17 protein-coding genes are annotated in these 16,621 nt (G+C 66.4%); 16 read left to right on the top strand and 1 reads right to left on the bottom strand.

The window, feature by feature from the left end; genetic code table 11:
- Positions 1 to 44 precede the first annotated feature (44 nt).
- The 8 genes from AC3A6X_RS30810 (at position 45) to AC3A6X_RS30775 (ending at position 7,282) form a co-directional block, all read left to right on the top strand.
- Entirely contained in the window at positions 45 to 1,001 is a 957-nt protein-coding gene (locus AC3A6X_RS30810) for a dihydrodipicolinate synthase family protein (protein ID WP_487845743.1), read from the top strand.
- 30 nt (positions 1,002 to 1,031) lie between these two features.
- Positions 1,032 to 2,012, top strand: a complete 981-nt coding sequence (locus AC3A6X_RS30805; RefSeq protein WP_487845742.1) for a Bug family tripartite tricarboxylate transporter substrate binding protein — start codon at positions 1,032 to 1,034, stop codon at positions 2,010 to 2,012.
- Between the two features lie 90 nt (positions 2,013 to 2,102).
- Entirely contained in the window at positions 2,103 to 3,101 is a 999-nt protein-coding gene (locus tag AC3A6X_RS30800) for a dihydroxyacetone kinase subunit DhaK (RefSeq protein WP_487845741.1), read from the top strand.
- A complete protein-coding gene (locus AC3A6X_RS30795) occupies positions 3,101 to 3,697 on the top strand; it encodes a DAK2 domain-containing protein (RefSeq protein WP_487845740.1) in 597 nt (198 codons plus the stop codon). The genes AC3A6X_RS30800 and AC3A6X_RS30795 overlap by 1 nt, the downstream gene beginning before the upstream one ends.
- Before the next feature lie 54 nt (positions 3,698 to 3,751).
- Positions 3,752 to 5,164, top strand: coding sequence for an FAD-binding oxidoreductase (locus AC3A6X_RS30790; protein ID WP_487845739.1), 1,413 nt, complete (start codon positions 3,752 to 3,754; stop codon positions 5,162 to 5,164).
- Positions 5,165 to 5,524: 360 nt separating this feature from the next.
- Positions 5,525 to 6,511: a Bug family tripartite tricarboxylate transporter substrate binding protein gene (locus tag AC3A6X_RS30785; RefSeq protein ID WP_487845738.1), complete on the top strand. Its 987-nt coding sequence runs from the start codon at positions 5,525 to 5,527 to the stop codon at positions 6,509 to 6,511.
- 233 nt (positions 6,512 to 6,744) lie between these two features.
- Entirely contained in the window at positions 6,745 to 7,116 is a 372-nt protein-coding gene (locus AC3A6X_RS30780; protein ID WP_487845737.1) for a plasmid pRiA4b ORF-3 family protein, read from the top strand.
- The gene (locus AC3A6X_RS30775) at positions 7,013 to 7,282 is read left to right on the top strand and encodes a hypothetical protein (protein ID WP_487845825.1); all 270 of its coding nucleotides are present in this window, start codon (positions 7,013 to 7,015) and stop codon (positions 7,280 to 7,282) included. The genes AC3A6X_RS30780 and AC3A6X_RS30775 overlap by 104 nt, the downstream gene beginning before the upstream one ends.
- A 313-nt stretch (positions 7,283 to 7,595) precedes the next feature.
- Here the strand turns inward: AC3A6X_RS30775 and AC3A6X_RS30770 are convergent, their stop codons facing one another.
- The gene (locus AC3A6X_RS30770) at positions 7,596 to 8,573 is read right to left on the bottom strand and encodes a LysR family transcriptional regulator (protein WP_487845736.1); all 978 of its coding nucleotides are present in this window, start codon (positions 8,571 to 8,573) and stop codon (positions 7,596 to 7,598) included.
- Positions 8,574 to 8,647: 74 nt separating this feature from the next.
- Between AC3A6X_RS30770 and AC3A6X_RS30765 the strand changes: the two genes are divergently transcribed.
- Genes AC3A6X_RS30765 through AC3A6X_RS30730 form a run of 8 tightly spaced genes read left to right on the top strand, consistent with a single transcriptional unit; the run spans position 8,648 to position 16,489 of the window.
- Positions 8,648 to 9,217 (top strand): GAF domain-containing protein, encoded by a 570-nt coding sequence (locus AC3A6X_RS30765; protein WP_487845735.1) that lies wholly within the window; start codon positions 8,648 to 8,650, stop codon positions 9,215 to 9,217.
- 2 nt (positions 9,218 to 9,219) lie between these two features.
- Entirely contained in the window at positions 9,220 to 10,821 is a 1,602-nt protein-coding gene (locus AC3A6X_RS30760; protein ID WP_487845734.1) for an FAD-dependent monooxygenase, read from the top strand.
- 4 nt (positions 10,822 to 10,825) lie between these two features.
- The gene (locus AC3A6X_RS30755) at positions 10,826 to 11,233 is read left to right on the top strand and encodes a VOC family protein (protein WP_487845733.1); all 408 of its coding nucleotides are present in this window, start codon (positions 10,826 to 10,828) and stop codon (positions 11,231 to 11,233) included.
- Entirely contained in the window at positions 11,230 to 12,021 is a 792-nt protein-coding gene (locus AC3A6X_RS30750; RefSeq protein ID WP_487845732.1) for an alpha/beta fold hydrolase, read from the top strand. The genes AC3A6X_RS30755 and AC3A6X_RS30750 overlap by 4 nt, the downstream gene beginning before the upstream one ends.
- On the top strand, positions 12,018 to 12,818 hold the full coding sequence (locus AC3A6X_RS30745) for an ABC transporter ATP-binding protein (protein ID WP_487845731.1): 801 nt from the start codon (positions 12,018 to 12,020) through the stop codon (positions 12,816 to 12,818). The genes AC3A6X_RS30750 and AC3A6X_RS30745 overlap by 4 nt, the downstream gene beginning before the upstream one ends.
- 15 nt (positions 12,819 to 12,833) lie before the next feature.
- On the top strand, positions 12,834 to 13,718 hold the full coding sequence (locus tag AC3A6X_RS30740) for an ABC transporter permease (RefSeq protein ID WP_487845730.1): 885 nt from the start codon (positions 12,834 to 12,836) through the stop codon (positions 13,716 to 13,718).
- 57 nt (positions 13,719 to 13,775) lie between these two features.
- Positions 13,776 to 14,873, top strand: coding sequence for an ABC transporter substrate-binding protein (locus tag AC3A6X_RS30735; protein ID WP_487845729.1), 1,098 nt, complete (start codon positions 13,776 to 13,778; stop codon positions 14,871 to 14,873).
- Between the two features lie 5 nt (positions 14,874 to 14,878).
- Complete coding sequence (locus tag AC3A6X_RS30730; RefSeq protein WP_487845728.1) at positions 14,879 to 16,489, top strand: gamma-glutamyltransferase family protein; 1,611 nt, start codon at positions 14,879 to 14,881, stop codon at positions 16,487 to 16,489.
- The last annotated feature ends 132 nt before the right edge of the window (positions 16,490 to 16,621 follow it).

Here is a 16,621-nt window from a genome sequence, read left to right as displayed (position 1 = left end):
AAAGGGTTACCGCGCTTGCACTGACATGTCAGAACGCATATAGTGTGCACAACGGCGCGAATGTTGGTTGCGCTCTTCCCCCCACCCAAGCTGCAAAACGGAGCACTTTCATGAGTCTTGAACTGACCGGCGTCATCCCTCCCCTTGTCACTCCTTTCACCGCCGACGGCGACATCGACGAAGCGGCCTTTCGCAGGGTCATCCGCTTCAACCTGGACAAGAAGGTGCATGGCGTCTGCCCCGGTGGCAGCAGTGGCGAAGGCCACACGCTGACCATCGATGAATTCAAGCGCCTGCTGGAGATCACCGCGCAAGAGGTGGCGGGCGCCGTCCCGATCGTTGCCGGCATCATTTCGAACAGCACGCGCGATGCCATCAATCGTGCCAAGGCGATTTCGCACCTTCCCATTGCCGGGCTGCAGGTCACCCCGGTTCACTACCTCTTCAAACCCGATGAAGACGCCACCTACCGCCACTTCAAGGCGCTGACCGAGGCGGTCGACATCCCCGTGATCATCTACAACGTCGTGCCGTGGAACTACCTGAATCCGGCGCAGATGATCCGCCTCATGAAGGATCTGCCCGGCGTGCAGGGCATCAAGCAGAGCCAGGGCGACCTCAAGCTGATGGCCGATCTGCTGCTCGGCGTGCCCGCAGGCTGCAAGGTCTATTCGGCCGTGGATGCGTTGCTCTATTCGTCGTTCGCCCTGGGCGCGCACGGCACGATCGCCGCAACGCCGGCGGCACTGCCGGGTGTGTGCGTGAACCTGTGGAACACGGTGCAGGCCGGCGACCATGTGAAGGCGTTGGAGATGCACAAATCCATGCTGGCCTTCTGGAACGCAATCGTCGCGGACAACCTGCCTGCGAACCTGAAGACCTCCATCACGCTGCAAGGCTGCAACGCCGGCCTGCCCCGGGCACCCATGCCGCCCACCAGCGACGCCCAACTGGCCAGGATCAAGGCCGCGCTCGACGACGTGCTGCGCTTTGACATCTGACACCTAGCTTCACACGGAGACATACGAACCATGAATATCCGACGTCGCGAGCTTCTGAAGCTCGGAACGCTCGCCGCTGCGGGCAGCGCATTGACAGCCACCGCATGGGCCCAGGAGTTTCCCAGCAAGCCGGTGACGATCGTTGTCCCCTTTGCGCCTGGCGGTAACACCGACATCGTGGCGCGAACCGTGGCGGTTGCCCTGGGCAAGGTGCTGGGGCAGTCGGTGATCGTCGACAACCGAGCGGGTGCCGGCGGCTCGATCGGCGCAATGCAGGTCGCTCGCGCCGCCCCGGACGGATACACCCTGCTGCTTTGCGGAGCCGGCGTGGTGGTCACGGTTCCGGAAATGGTCAAGACAAGCTACAGCCGGTCGAACTTTGCGCCACTCGGCCTGGTGAACAAGGGCTCGATGGTGTTGCTCGCGCGCAAGAACGAAACCAGGTTCAAGAACTTCAAGGAACTCGCCGCCTACGCGCGTTCCGGCGAGGGCAAGCTGATCGCTGCGCACTCCGGGCCGGGTACGCCCAACCACCTCGCATTGCTGCAACTCGAGACCCTGCTCAAGACCAAGTTCACGATCGTCAGCTACAAGGGCTCGGGTCCTGCACTGATCGACCTGATCGGCGGGCAAGTCGATGTGCACTTCGACCAGGTCAGCAGTTCGCTGCAGCACATCAAGGGCGGCGCGCTTCAGCCGCTCGCGGTGCTGGGGCCGACGCAAGATCCATCGCTGCCCGGCGTCCAAACCGTCGCGGAGCTCGGCTTCGGCGAGATCGATGGCACAACCTACGTCGGGGTGCTTGCGCCCAGCGGGACACCCAAGGCGGTGCAGGACAAGCTCGCCGCCGCGCTTGCGCAAGCCGTCAAGGACCCACAGACGGTGAACAGCGCCCGCGAACTCGGCAGCGTTGCCTACTCGAGCACGCCGCAGGAATTCGCGCGCTTGCTCGACGCCGAGTACGCACTGGCGTCGCAAGCCACCAAGGATGGCCGCCTGAAGGCCGACTGATCCGGCCCAAGCGCGCGCGCCGAGCACAAGCTGGCGTTGGCACGGCCGACGCTGGCCGGCGCGCGACTTCAACGCAACCGACAAAGCATCGTGAAAAAGATCCTGAACGACCCGAACGCCTACGTCGACGAAATGCTCGACGGCCTGTGCCTCGCCCACCCCGAGTTGCAGCGCCGCGGAGACGGCGGCCGCGTGGTGGCGCGCAGCAGCGGTGCCGTTGCGGGCAAAGTGGGCATCGTCACCGGCGGCGGCTCGGGCCATCTGCCGGTCTTCCTCGGCTACGTCGGCGACGGCCTGCTCGACAGCTGCGCCGTCGGCAACGTGTTCGCAGGCCCGCGCATGGACGACTGCATCGAGGCGATGCGCGCGGCCGACGGCGGCGCCGGCGTGCTGCAACTCTACGGCAACTACGGCGGCGACCGCATGAACTTTGACATGGCAGCCGAGATGCTCGAACTCGACGGCATGTCGGTCGCATCGGTCCGTGTCGCTGACGACGTGGCGAGTGCCCCCGCCGCACAGCGCGAGAAGCGCCGCGGGGTGGCCGGGCTCGTGCTCGTCTACAAGGTCGCGGGCGCCAAGGCAGCGGGTGGCGCGAACCTGGAGGCGGTGGCGGCGCTGGCGCGCAAGGCCAACGACGCGTGCCGTTCCATCGGCGTGGCGCTCTCGCCCTGCGTGGTGCCGGAATCCGGCAAGGCTTCCTTTGCCATCGGCGAAGGGGAAGTCGAGTTCGGCATGGGTATCCATGGCGAGCCGGGCATCTGGCGCGGGGCTCTTAAATCGGCCGATGCGCTGGCCGACGAGATGCTTGCGCACGTGCTGCCGGAACTTGCGCTGGTGCGCGGCGATCGTGTTGCCGTGCTGGTCAACAGCCTGGGGGCGACACCCGCGGAAGAGCTCTACATCCTTTTCCGCCGCGTGGCGGCCGCCCTCGCGGACCAGGGCGTGACCATCGTGCGCCCCCTTGTTGGCCGCTACGCCACCTCGATGGAGATGGCAGGTGCGTCGCTCAGCGTGATGAAGCTCGATGCCGAACTGGATGCTCTGCTGGCCGCCCCGGCGGACTGCCCCTTCTGGAGCGTGCGCTGATGCTGGACGCTGCCACCCTCTCGGCCGCGCTGCCCCGCTGGTGCGCGGCCGTACACGCCGCTGCGCCTGAGCTCAACGAGCTCGACGGCCGCCTTGGCGACGCCGACCTCGGTGCCACGCTCGACAAGTGCGCTACGCTGGTCGAAGAGGCCCTGCCCGAGATGCCCGACACCCTGGAAGGCATCTTCAAACGCTGCGCGCAGGCTTCGGCCAAGGCCTCGGGCTCAAGCTTCGGCACGTTGCTGACCGTGGCCCTCATGACCAGTGCCAAGCGCTGCGCCGGCGTGACATTGCTCGACCGTCCGCAGCTCGCGGCCCTGCTGGCCGAAGTGGTGACGACGCTCTCGGCGCGCGGCGGCGCAAAGCTGGGGGACAAGACGGTGCTCGACGGCCTGCATGCCATCCACATCGCGCTCGCCGCATCGCCCGCAGGCGCCGAAGCACGCCGCGTGGCCAGCGACGCGGCGCATGGCGCGCTCGACGCCTTCCGCGACAAGCCCAACCGCATCGGCCGCGCCCGCATGTTCGCCGACAAGACGATCGGCATGGACGACCCGGGCATGGTGGCGCTGCTGCGCATGGTTGACGCACTCTAGTTCCGATCTCCCAGCCACGACGACCACGTGCGACAGATCCAACCGGCCTAAGCCATGAATTTCCCAAAGTCACGCGATGAGGTCGCCCGCGATGTGCTCGCCTTGTTGCCGCGGTTGCGCGAGCGGTTTGGCGATCGCCTCAGCACGTCCAGCGCGGTGCGTGAGCAGCATGGTCACGGCGAAGGGGTGCCAGATTCCGCGCCGCCCGATGCAGTGGTCTTTGCGCTCGACAACGAGGACGTCGCTTTCGTGGCGCGCGCCTGCTTCGACGCGCAAGTACCGATGATTCCGTTCGGCACCGGTACCTCGCTCGAGGGCCACGTTGTCGCTGTGCACGGGGGAGTCTGCGTGGACCTGTCGAGAATGAACGCGATCCTCGAGGTCGACGCGGACGCGCTTGATTGCCGGGTGCAGGCCGGCGTGACGCGCGAAGAGCTCAATGCGCACGTCCGCACACACGGGCTGTTCTTCCCCATCGACCCTGGCGCGAATGCGTCGCTCGGCGGCATGGCATCGACACGCGCATCGGGCACGGCAGCGGTGCGCTACGGCACGATGGGCGATGCAGTGCTAGGCCTGACGGTCGTCACGGCCGACGGCCGTACCGTGCGCACCGGCACCCGCGCCCGCAAGAGCGCCGCCGGTCTGGACCTGACACGCCTGTTCGTCGGAAGCGAAGGCATCTTGGGCTTCGTCACCGAAGTGCAGCTGCGCCTGTGGGGCCTGCCGGAATTGGTGCAGGCAGCGGTGTGCCAGTTCCCGGACCTGGAATCTGCCATCTCAGTGGTCATCGGAGCGCTTCAGTTCGGCGTGCCGGTGGCGCGAATCGAACTGCTCGACGAAGTCCAGATGGACGCCTGCAAGCGCTACTCGAAGCTCGATGAGTTCGAGGCATTGCCAACCCTGTTCATGGAGTTCCATGGATCGCCAGCGGCCGTTCGCGAGCAGGTCGCCACGATGCAATCCCTCGCCGAGGAGTCCGGCGGCAGCGGCTTCGCGTGGGCCGAGCGTCCGGAAGATCGCACGCGACTTTGGAAGGCGCGCCACGAGTGCTACCACGCCAATCTGGCGCTGAGGCCCGGTTCCGCCCTGATCGGCACGGACGCCTGCGTTCCGATTTCGAACTTCGTCGCTTGTGTGATGGAAACGCGCGAGGATGTGCGTGCCAGCGGACTGACGGCGCCGTTGGTCGGACATGCCGGCGACGGCAATTTCCATCTCGGCATCGTGTTCGATCCCGCCAGCCCCGATGAGCGCGCGCGTGCCGAGGACTTGGCTGAACGGGTGTCGATGCGGGCGATTCGGTATGGCGGCACATGCACCGGCGAACATGGCATTGGCCTGCACCGCATTCATCAGCTCGCGGCCGAGCACGCCGACGGCGTGGCGCTCATGCGCGCGCTGAAGAATGCGCTCGACCCGCGCGGAGTTATGAACCCGGGAAAGATGCTGCCGGAAATGCACTGATGGACCGGACGCTGATTTCAACTGACCGAAGCCGACGGAGGCCTTCTATCGGACGAGTCGTGCGCCACTTGCGCACGCCAACTCTGCGCCGCAACGCAAACCGGCTGATCGTCCAAGCTGCCCGCTCCACGATGACAGGTAGCAAACGCTGATGGAGGAAGTTAGGCGAACTAGACCATACACACACCGCATGGGACTCGCGGTACCGCACGAGCCCTGCTACATCCGACGCATTGAGCTTCAGGTCTTGCTGCAACTCGTTAGCCTTAAGAGATAGTCACGAGGTCAGTGGACTCCATGCAAGTGCTGCCTGGAGAGTCCCTTGGTGCCAGAACATTGAATACTTAAAGGAGATACCAAATGCTGATGAAAACATACCGACGTCAACTGGCCCTCATGATTGGCCTAGCTGCCGCACAGCTCACGTTCGGCTTGGGTGGCGCTGTCGCCCAGAGCTTCCCGAGTCGTCCGATCGAAATCGTGGTTCCCTACGCAGCCGGTGGCTCGACCGACGCTCTAGGAAGGGCTTTCGCGGATGCGGGTCGCAACCACTCCTCACAACCAATCGTCGTCGTCAACAAACCGGGCGCCGGGGGTTCGATCGCTGCGAACGATATTGTCAACTCCAAGCCCGACGGTCACAAGCTAGGTCTCTTCACCAACGACATCTTGACAACACCATTGCTTGGTCTCGCAAAGCTTTCGTACCTGGATATCGAACCGATTGCACAGCTGAACTTCGATCCTGTCTCGATCATTGTTCGATCGGATGCGACCTGGAAAACTGTTGGCGAGTTTCTCGCCGCGGCGAAAAGTGCGCCCGATGGGCTACGCATCGGCACTACTGGGAACGGAACGCTTAGTCATTTGGCGGCCGCGGCGCTCGTCGACAAGACCGGGGCGAAACTTGCGCCGATTCCGTATCAGGGCGCTTCGCCAGCAGTTCAGTCGTTGCTCGGAGGCCACATCGAGGCAGTCACGGCAACTCCCCCGGAAGTAATCGCGCATGTTCGGGCTGGGACGCTTCGCATCATCCTCGTTCTGGCCGACCAACGAAGCAAGGCTGCTCTGGATGCGCCTACTGCCAAAGAGTCGGGGATCGACCTGTCCGTCGTCAGTTGGCGTTACCTGGGAGTGTCAAAAAAGACTCCTCCGGACGTCGTCGCCAAACTGCGCCAGATCGCCGCAGACACTGCCAGGGATCCCGCCATGATTGCAGCATTGGAGAAGCAAAACATTGGCTATAAATTCACTGACGGACGAGAGTTCCAGGCGGTGCTTGACAAGGAGCACGACGTCATGAAAGACCTCATTGCCAAGGTCAACATGCAACAGCAAGGCCGCTAGTGCACCCGCGTCCAGGCTGCGATCCATCTCGGGCGTGCCGACGTGCGGCATGTCTAGGTTATCGAGCAGCAACCACGGTACAGCGCCGCCGACGATGGCGAACTTGCGCGAAGCCTGCCACGACTGGGAAGGGGCGAAGTGTTCGCGCCGCGCCGCGCTGTCTTGCCGGAGCAGGTGGTGGAGAGCATCACATTCCTGGGGGTGTGCAGTGCAGCAAAAAGTAAGCTTCGGGGATGGAAGCTGGGGCATCTGCTGGGCAGGAGGTCCTGCAGCTGCGCGCCGTGCTGCGCAGCATCAGCCCGCTGATCTGGCGGCGCCTTCTGGTGCGTGGCGATACGAGCGTCGCCCGGCTTCACGAGATCCTGCAGATCGCGTTCGGCTGGCAGGACATGCACCTTCATCGCTTCGAGATTCGCGGTCGCGAGTACGGTGTCCATCAGGAGGGCGGCGTGTTCTTCGACACCGAGGCGCATGAAGTCCTGATCGGCCACGCGTCTCCTGGTGGCCAAGCCGGCCATACACCTGGCGGACTTCGTGAAGAATCAGTCAGAAGACACCGGCGGTCCGATGAACACCTGGCGCGTCAAGGACTGCCTTCTTCGTGACCAACCGCAGGCCTCGAGCGGCACGCCCTTGCTGAACTGTGAGACGGCACAGTTCATCCTGGCCAGCTGGGATGAACACGATGCGGGCTGCCAGACCTTCCCGCAGCACGGGACCGCGACGATGACGGTCAACTCGTCCCCCCGCGCTGTTCAGCGCCTATCGTGAGCTCGGGCGCCAGTATCTCGTGCAAGCCAAGGAAATGCTGAGCGGCCTTGCGCGCGACGATGCTGCAGCTGCCACGCTGTTCGAAAAGACAGCGGAGGCACAGGGCGCTGCCGGTCAGGCGATAGACGACCGTCTGCTGGCAGACGGAAAGACGGCCCGACCCTTAGGCTGCAAGGCGAGCGACAAGGGCCCATGGCGGCAGCCTTAGGTGCCGAAGCCGGCTAAGTGCTCTGAGGGGCATTTCAGCATCGCCGAATCCTGCGAGGACAGCGCGATCTGAGCGGGTTGAGCTGCCGGACGGCGCTCGGCCCCTTCACCCGCCCCGCGCGCTGCGCTGCATCCCCCGCGCAGTCTCCCCCACCACCGCCCTCAGCGACTGCACCATCGGATGCCCCTCCAGCTCCTTCAGCGTGAAGAAGCTAACCGGCGGCAGACTCCAGCTCAAGCGATAGGGCAGCGCCGCCAGGTGCCCCGCCTGCTCCATCTCCATCACCACGTCACGGGCCAGGATGGCGATGGCGTTCGGCTCGGTCCGAAGCACCGTCTCCATGCTGCGCATCGACGTCGTCTCCAGCATCGGCACCGGGGGCTGCACGCCGGCGCCCACGAATATCGCGTTGTAGGTTCTGCGCATGGGCGTGTTCGGCGGCGGCAGGATCCAGTCGAGCTGCGCCAACCGCGCCCAGTCCAGCGGCCCGCGCGACAGTCGCTTGACGCTCTTCGCGGCCACCACCAGGCAGGGCTCTTGCTGATAGATCGCCTCCTGCACCAGGCCCGTCGCATCCCCGTCGTAGGAGCGGCCGATCGCGCAGTCGAGCTCGCGCGCGACCAGGCTCGCGACGAGCTCGTCCGTCGTTCCCTCGCGCGTCATCACCGCCATGCGCGGGGTTCGATCCAGCAAGTGGGTGAGCGCGGCGGACAGCAGCTGTTGCGGCACCTGCTGCGTCAGGCCCAGGCGCAGGCGTCCGCTGCGGCCTGCCTCCAGTGAGGTGAGCACGCGCGTGGTGGACTCCAGTTCCGCGAGCCAGCGCCGCGCGTAGTGCAGCACCGCCTCGCCCGACGGCGTGGGCACCAGGCCGCGGCTGGTGCGCTCGAAGAGGGTGCTGCCGAAGATGTCTTCCGCCTCGCGCAGCGCCTTGGTGATGGCGGGCTGGCTCACTCGCATCTCCGCGGCCACGCGGCCGAGCGTGCGATGGCGGTCGATGGCCTGCAGCAGCGAGAGCTGGCGCAGCTTCAGGCGGGAGAGCAGCGCGTGCTGCAGCTCGGCGGCGGGGTCGCGGGCAGTCGGCAAGACCATAACTCCTGGGTTATCGGGCCATCAGAATTTAATGCACTTCAGTGAATTGCGGCGCCTAGACTTTCTTCATGGACGCAGCCACCGCATCGAAGCTCACGGCCCTCACGGCCAGCCTCCTGGACGTGCTCACCGAGGCGCGCAGCGCCGACGCTGCTCTGCGCCAGGTCGATCTCTACCGGCGCCAGCTTGCCGGCGACAGCATCTTCAGCATCCAGCAGAACGTGACGACGGAACGCGACCCGGTCGATGAGATCCGGCTGCGCCGCTTCTATTCGTCCGAGGCGCAGCACTACCCGGTGAACGGCGCCAAGCGCAAGACGCTCGGCCCGTGGACCGAGTGCCTGTTCCTGCAGGGCCGCGTGTTCATCGGCGAGGGAGAAGAGGCGCTGGCGCGCCATTTCGACGATTTCGAACAGATGCGCGGGCACGGTCTGCAGAGCGTGATCAACGTGCCCCTGCTCCAGGGCCATCTCTGCTACGCCACCTTCAACGTCTTCGGCACCCGCCCCCGATGGCTGCCGCAGGAAGTCCTGGGCATCCGCCTGCTGGCCCTGGCCGCGGCGCGCTGGGTGCCCGCCGCGCCCGGCCTGGCGTACCGCTTCACGGCCGTGCCCTTCACCTCACCCATGGAGGCTTGACCATGCAAAGCAAAGTCCCTGTCGTGATCGTCGGCGGCGGCCCGGTGGGCCTGTCGATGGCGATCCTGCTGCAGCGCTTCGGTGTCGACTTCGTGCTGCTCGAGCGCAGCGCGACGACCACGGACCATCCCAAGGCCCGAGGCACCTACACGCGCACGATGGAGATCTTCCGCCAGTGGGGCATCGACGGGCAGATGAAGCGCCACGCGCTGCCGGACGGCTCCGACTTCTTCACCTTCTGCGAATCCATGACCGGCCACGAGTGGGGCCGCACCAACCCGGAGCCGAATGTGGGCCACTCGCCGTGCTGGAAGATCATCCAGTCGCAGGACACGGTGGAGATGGAACTGCTGGACCACGCCCGCAAGAGCGAGGTGGGCCGCTTCCTCTTCGGCCACGAATTCCTGCACTACGACGAGGGCGCCGGCGGCATCGCGGTGACCGGCCGAAAGGTGGATAGCGGCGAGACTGTCACCTGGCAAGCCCAGTACCTGATCGCCGCGGACGGCGCCGCCAGTTCGGTGCGCCGGCAGGCCGACATCGAGATGCGCGGGCCGGCCGCGCTAGCCGTGATGGCCAACGAGTTTTGGCAGGCCGACCTCTCGCACGTGCGCGACGCCGCCATCTGCGCCGGCTGGCGCGTGTATGCGAAGGATTCGCCCTACCCCATCACGACCGTGCTCAACACCAACGGCAAGGACCGGTGGCTGAGCCTGCTGCCGGTGGGACGCGAGGTGGACGAGCGCATCGGCGAGCGTACCGACGACGAAGTGGTGCGGCTCGCCCGCACCGTCGCCGGCGTCCCCAACCTGGACGTGAAGGTGATCAACCGCTCGGTGTGGCGCATGAGCCGCCAGGTGGCGGCGAGCTTCCGCAAGGGGCGCGTGCTCCTGGTGGGCGACTCGGCGCACCGCTTCCCGCCAAACGGTGGCTACGGCATGAACTCCGGCATCCAGGATGCGCACAACCTCGCCTGGAAGCTGGCCTTCGTGCTCACGGGGCGCGCCAGCGCACGCCTGCTGGACAGCTACGAGCGCGAACGCCGGCCGGTCGCGGAATCGAACGCCGACTTCAGCCTGCACAACGCGGCGCGCTTCACCCAGTGCGACGAGGCGCTGCGTTCCGGCAACCCGGAGCGCATCGGCTTCTGGATCCGCGACAGCGACAACCACATCCACAGCATCGGGCAGTCGCTGGGCTTTTGCTACGAGGACGGCGCGGTGATCCCCGACGGCACCGGCAGGCACCTGATGCGGCCGCGCTGGTACGAACCCACCGATCGCCCAGGCGCACGCTTCCCGCACTTGTGGCTGGACCTGGCGCGGCGCCACACCACGCTGGACTGGTTCGACCAGGAGTTCGTGCTGGTCGCGGGGCCGATGGCGGATGAGTGGATGGCGGCGGCGCGTGCCGTTTCGGGCAGGAACGGCCGCGTCGTGCAGGCGCACCAGCTGGATGACTCGCACGAGAAGGACGGCCTGCTGCTCGGCCTGCGCGGCGCGGTGCTCGTGCGGCCGGACGGGCATGTGGCCTTCCGCATGCCTTGGACGCCGCCGGACCCCGCCACAGAGCTTTCTGCCGTTCTCGCCAAGCTGCTGGACTGATGCCATGCCCGTCACCGCACTGCACCACTACACGATCCGCTGCACGCCGGAGGAGCTGCCGCAGCTGCTCGACTTCTACACGCGCGTGATGCGCCTGCAGGCCGGGGCGCGGCCTGAGATTCCGGCGCCTGGGGCCTGGCTCTATGCGCAGGGCCAGCCGATCGTGCACCTGTATGCGCATCTGTCGAAGCCGGACGCGGCGGTGCAGCCGGTCACCGGCCACGTCGACCACATCTCGTTCCGCTCGCAGGGGTTGAAGGAGATGCGTGAACACCTCGATGCGCTGGGCGTGCCCTTCACCGAGGCCCCGATCCCCGGCTGGCAGATCCACCAGCTGTTCCTGCACGATCCGCGCGGCCTGAAGATCGAAATGACCTTCTGGATGGACCAGGAAGAGGGAGGCGCGGCATGACCGACTTCGTGCAGGCCGGCGAGGTGCGTATCGCCTTCGAACGCGCAGGCCAGGGCCCGGCCCTGGTGCTGATGCATGGCGCGGAAGCCTCGCGGCAGATGTTCGCTGCGCTGGTGCCGCACCTCGCGAAGCACTTCAGCGTGATCTCCTATGACCAGCGCGATTGCGGCGACACCGGGGGGCCGGAGCGCGCGGCGACGCTGGCCGACTTGGCCAACGACGCGCACCAATTGATCAAGGCGCTCGGATTCAAGCGCGCGCACGTGTTCGGCTCGTCCTTCGGCGGGAGGGTGGCACAAGCCCTGGCACTGCTGCATCCGCGCTCGATCGATCGCCTGGTCCTCGCCAGCACCTGGCCGCTGCCGCGGCCGTACGAGGAGCTCTGCCCTGACGCACGCCGCCTGGCCGAGCTGCGGCAGGGCCTGCCGGGAACGGCGGAGGAACTGGCCACGTGGTTCTTTCCTGAAGAATTTCTGCGCCAGCGCCCCGAGCTGCGGCGCGTGTTCGCGAATTCCCGGCCGGCATCGGCCCAGTCCGCGCGGCGGGCGGCCACCGTGACGACGACGCTGGACAACGGGGTCGCGGACATCGTGGCGCCGACGCTGGTTCTGGCCGGCGAGCTGGACCGCGTGGTGCCGCCGACGGTGACGCTGTCGATGGCCGGGCGCATCCGCGGCGCCGATGCCGTTCTGCTGCCGGCCATCGGGCATGTGACGGCGATGCAGGCGCCGGAGGTGCTCGCCCATCACATCCTTCGCTTCCTGAATCCCGCTGGAGTCAAGCCATGAACACGACGCTGCAGGCTGTACCCGCAAGATCCGACTACATCCGCATCGAAGGGCTGTCCAAGCGCTTCGGCGGCGGCCATGATGGCGTGCTCGCGCTCGATCAGATCGACTGCAGCATCCAGCAGGGCAGCTTCGTCACCATCGTCGGCCCGAGCGGCTGCGGCAAGAGCACGCTGCTGCGCATCCTTGCCGGACTGCTCGGTTACGAGGTCGGCAGCGTGCTGCTCGACGGCCAGCCGATCCATGGCACGCGGCGAGACGTGGGGGTCGTGTTCCAGAGCTCCATCCTGCTGCCCTGGCGCACCATTCTCGAGAACGTCATGCTACCGGCCGAGGTGATCGGCCTGGACATGAAGCAGGCGCGAAAACGCGCCATGCAGTTGCTGCACATGGTCCGCCTCGATGGTTTCGAGCACAAGCTGCCGCGCCAGCTGAGCGGCGGCATGCAGCAGCGCGCCTCGATCGCGCGGGCGCTGCTGCACGACCCCAAGATCCTGCTGATGGACGAGCCCTTCGGCGCGCTGGACGCGATGACGCGGGAACGCATGAACCTCGAGCTGCAGCGCATTTGGATGGAAAGCGGCAAGACCGTGGTGCTGATCACGCACTCCATCCCCGAGGCCGTGTTCCTGGGCGACAAGGTGTTCGTGATGTCGCCTCGCCCGGGCACGCTGGAGCGCGTGCTGCCCATCGACCTGGCGCGGCCGCGGACGATGGACGTGATGTCGGACCCGGCGTTCGCGTCCGCCGCCGCCTCGATCCGCGAGCGCTTCTCGCATGCCGCTTCGTTCGACTGAAAAAGGGGTGCCACCATGACCACTACCATGTTCACCACCGATGCCGCGCGGAACGGCGACTCCGCCGCCGAGCCGGTGAAGGCCCCGCAAGTCCGCCGCGCCAACCCGCTGGCATCCACCCGCGTGCAATCCATCCTGCTGCTGATCACGCTGCTCGGCTCATGGGAAGCAGCCGTGCGGCTGTTCAAGGTACCCAAGCACCTGGTCCCGCCGATCAGCGACATCGGGGTCGCGCTCTGGCGCGGCCTGGCCACCGGGCCGTTGGCGAAGGACGGGTTCTGGTACCACGGCGGCATCACCCTGGCCGAGATCCTGCTGGGCTTCCTCATCGGCGGCGGCATCGGCCTGGCGATCGGCATCGTGGTCTCGCAGATGCCGAAGCTGGAGGCGCTGCTGGAACCCTACGTGGCCGCGCTGCAAAGCGTGCCGAAGGTGGCGGTGGCCCCGATCATCGTGGTCTGGCTCGGCTTCGGGATCAGTTCCAAGGTGATGATCATCTGCCTGCTCACCTTCTTCCCGGTGCTGGTGACCAGCATCGCGGGCTTCAAGGCGGTGGACCCGGATCGCGTCGACCTGCTGCGCTCCCTGTCCGCCACGCCCTGGCAGATCTTCCGCAAGGCCAAGTTCCCGAGCGCCCTGCCCTACATCTTCGCGGGCTTGAACATGGCCGCTGCCTTCAGCGTGGTGGGCGCGGTGGTGGGGGAATTCGTCGGCGCCCAGGCAGGCCTGGGCGTGCTGATCCTGCAGATGGAGGCGCAAGCGGACACCGGCGGCAGCTTCGCGGTGTGCGTCCTGCTCTCGGTGATCGGCATTGCGCTGACCGCGCTGCTGCGCCGCGTGCAGCGGCGGGTGCTGCACTGGATGCCTGCCGACACCTCGCAGCGCACCGTGAACGTCTAGATCCGCACGAGCTGTTTTCTTTCAACGGGGCCGGCGGGTGCCGGCAAGGAGTGGACCATGTTGACACGACGTGATTTCGGCCTGGGCCTGGGTGCCCTCGGACTCGCCGGCGGGCAGCCGGCGCTGGCGCAGAACCTGCGCGTGATGAAGGTGGCGAACACCGCGGCGGTCAACGACCCGCAGCAGTGTTTCGTGACCTCGGGCCAGCATCCCAAGCTGAACTTCTACAAGCCCGGCGGCGTGGACGTGGAGTACGTCAACATGTCGAGCATGACGCAGGCGCTGCAAAGCCTGCGCGCCGGCCACGTGGACTTCGGGCCCGCCGTGCCCGGTATCCTGCTGCTGGCGATGGCCAAGGACCCGACGCTGGACCTGGTGAGCGTCTACAAATGGCTGCCGCGCAACGCCAACGTGATCGTGGTGAAGCCGGGCAGCCCGATCACGTCGGCGGCGGACCTGGCGGGCAAGCGCATTGGCGTGCGCAGCCAGGGCGACAGCGGGATCGTGGTCACCAAGACCATGCTCGCCGAACTGGGGCTGAAGGACGACAAGTGCGAGTACATCGCCATCGGGGACGGCGCACCGGCCGGTGCGGCGATCGACAACGACCGCGTCGACGCGATGGTGAGTTTCGACACCGCGGCGGCCCGCATCGAGCTGGTGGGCACCCCACTGCGCTATGTGCCGCTCACGCCGAGGTTCGCGCAGCTCGGATCGGGCTGGATCTGCGTGCCGCGCAAGCTGCTGAAGGAGGAGCGCAAGAACCTGGTGGCGCTGTTCCGCGGCATCGCCAAGTCCACCATCTTCGCGAACGCCAACCTCGACGCCGGCATCGATCTGCATTGGGCCGTGTACCCAGAGAGCCGGCCCAAGGGCCGCAGCGAGGCAGAGGCGCGCAAGGAGCTGGCCTTCATTCTGAAGGACCGCAAGAACAGCTGGATGCGCCGGCCGGACGATGCGGACCAGCGCATGGGCGCTTCGTCGCTGGCCGAGTGGAAGGCCAACATCGAAATGGCTGCCGAGAGCAGCAAGAACCCCAAGCTGGCCGAGGAGCTGGGTGATCCGAACCGCCTGTTCAGCAACGAGCTGATCGACGAGATCAATGCGTTCGACAAGCAGGCGGTGGTGCAGATAGCGCGGTCGTTCAAGTTGTAAGCCCGATGCATTTCGACTTCCACAATCCCTACGCCGGCACTCGCCTTCCGGTCTTCGCGCGCAACCTCGTCTCGACCTCGCACCCGCTGGCGGCGCAGGCGGGCCTGCGGATGCTGTGGAAAGGCGGCAACGCGATCGACGCGGCGGTGGCTGCGGCGGCGGCCATAACGATCTGCGAGCCGGTGAGCAACGGGCTGGGCAGCGACGCGTTCGCCATCGTGTGGGATGGTAAGGAACTGCACGGCCTCAATGCCTCCGGCCCGGCGCCATCCTCCTGGACGCCGGACTACTTCCGGCGCAAGTACGCCGAGAGCAACGCCGCGATGCCCCGGCGCGGCGTCGATTCCATCACTGTTCCCGGTGCGGTGGCGGCGTGGACGGCCCTGTCGGAACGCTTCGGCAAGCTGCCTTTCGCCGACTTGCTGGAGCCGTCGATTGAGATCGCCGAGCGCGGCTACCTGCTGCCGGTGGTGGTGCAGCAGAAGTGGGCGGCAGCGATGCCCGAGCTGGGCGGCCAGCCGGGCTTCGCGCAGTCGTTCCTGCCCTGGGGTCGGGCGCCGCGCGTCGGCGAGTTGTTCCGGTTTCCGGCAGCGGCGAAGGCCTTGCGGTGCATTGCCGAGACGCGCGGCAGCGCCTTCTATGATGGGGAAATCGCGCACGCCGTGGAACGCTTCGTGAAGGAAAACGGCGGCGCACTCTCGGCCAGGGACTTCGCCGCCTACCGGCCGCAGTGGGTCACGCCGCTGCGGAAGAACTACCGCGGCTACACGCTGCATGAGATCCCACCCAACGGCCAGGGCATCGCCGCGCTCATCGCGCTGGGCATTCTCGAAAAGTTCGACCTGGCCAGCCTGCCGGTGGATGGCGCCGACTCGCAGCACGTGCAGATTGAAGCGATGAAGCTCGCCTTTGCCGACGTGCATCGCCATGTCGCCGAACCGTCGAGCATGGAAGTGACGACTGAACAGATGCTGGACGACGCCTACCTCGAAAGCCGGGCGAAGCTCATCGACATGAAGCGCGCCCAGGATTTCCAGGCTGGTAACCCCGTGAAGGGCGGCACCATCTACCTCACGGCCGCCGACGAGAACGGAATGATGGTGAGCTTCATCCAGAGCAACTACATGGGATTCGGCTCGGGCTGCGTCGAACCGGGCTTCGGCATCAGTTTGCAGAACCGCGGCCACGGCTTCTCGCTCGCGCCCGGGCCCAACCAGGTCGCACCGGGAAAGCGCCCGTACCACACCATCATCCCCGCCTTTCTCACGAAGGACGGCCAGCCAGTGATGTCCTACGGCGTGATGGGCGGCAACATGCAACCGCAGGGGCACGTGCAGACGCTCGTGCGCATGCTCGATCACCGGCAGAGCCCGCAGGCGGCGTGCGATGCGCCGCGCTGGCGCTTCAACCAGGGCCTGGAGATCAACATCGAACAGCAGATGAACAAGGCGGCGGTGCAGGCTCTGCTGGACCGCGGCCACAGGGTTGAGGTGATCCGCGACAGCTACCAGGACTTCGGTGCCGGCCAGTTCATCTGGCGCGCGGGCGATCCGAAAGTGGAAGGCTATGGCGCCGCTTCCGATTTCAGAAGGGATGGGCTGGCGGCGGGGTTCTGAGAGGACGAAGCGGTGCCGGCGGGGCTGACCCACTCCCGACAGGTGTGCGGCCGAGAAGCGTTCCGTCCACGCGCGAGACAATGAAGGGTAATACCTGAGCGCCGATCGGTCGGGTAACCCCCGAGGAATAGT

The organism is Variovorax sp. Soil_C_12, from assembly GCF_057657375.1.
Note: the sequence above shows the minus strand (reverse complement) of the source record. Positions and strands in the feature narration are given on the sequence as shown.

What these genes read in the sequence shown, in the direction of transcription:
- AC3A6X_RS30755 (WP_487845733.1), top strand. Translation starts at nt 10,826, where the DNA reads ATGCCCGTCACCGCACTGCACCACTACACGATCCGCTGCACGCCGGAG.
- AC3A6X_RS30740 (WP_487845730.1), top strand. Translation starts at nt 12,834, where the DNA reads ATGACCACTACCATGTTCACCACCGATGCCGCGCGGAACGGCGACTCC.
- AC3A6X_RS30745 (WP_487845731.1), top strand. Translation starts at nt 12,018, where the DNA reads ATGAACACGACGCTGCAGGCTGTACCCGCAAGATCCGACTACATCCGC.
- AC3A6X_RS30785 (WP_487845738.1), top strand. Translation starts at nt 5,525, where the DNA reads ATGCTGATGAAAACATACCGACGTCAACTGGCCCTCATGATTGGCCTA.
- AC3A6X_RS30750 (WP_487845732.1), top strand. Translation starts at nt 11,230, where the DNA reads ATGACCGACTTCGTGCAGGCCGGCGAGGTGCGTATCGCCTTCGAACGC.
- AC3A6X_RS30790 (WP_487845739.1), top strand. Translation starts at nt 3,752, where the DNA reads ATGAATTTCCCAAAGTCACGCGATGAGGTCGCCCGCGATGTGCTCGCC.
- AC3A6X_RS30780 (WP_487845737.1), top strand. Translation starts at nt 6,745, where the DNA reads ATGGAAGCTGGGGCATCTGCTGGGCAGGAGGTCCTGCAGCTGCGCGCC.
- AC3A6X_RS30735 (WP_487845729.1), top strand. Translation starts at nt 13,776, where the DNA reads ATGTTGACACGACGTGATTTCGGCCTGGGCCTGGGTGCCCTCGGACTC.
- AC3A6X_RS30760 (WP_487845734.1), top strand. Translation starts at nt 9,220, where the DNA reads ATGCAAAGCAAAGTCCCTGTCGTGATCGTCGGCGGCGGCCCGGTGGGC.
- AC3A6X_RS30805 (WP_487845742.1), top strand. Translation starts at nt 1,032, where the DNA reads ATGAATATCCGACGTCGCGAGCTTCTGAAGCTCGGAACGCTCGCCGCT.
- AC3A6X_RS30765 (WP_487845735.1), top strand. Translation starts at nt 8,648, where the DNA reads ATGGACGCAGCCACCGCATCGAAGCTCACGGCCCTCACGGCCAGCCTC.
- AC3A6X_RS30795 (WP_487845740.1), top strand. Translation starts at nt 3,101, where the DNA reads ATGCTGGACGCTGCCACCCTCTCGGCCGCGCTGCCCCGCTGGTGCGCG.
- AC3A6X_RS30730 (WP_487845728.1), top strand. Translation starts at nt 14,879, where the DNA reads ATGCATTTCGACTTCCACAATCCCTACGCCGGCACTCGCCTTCCGGTC.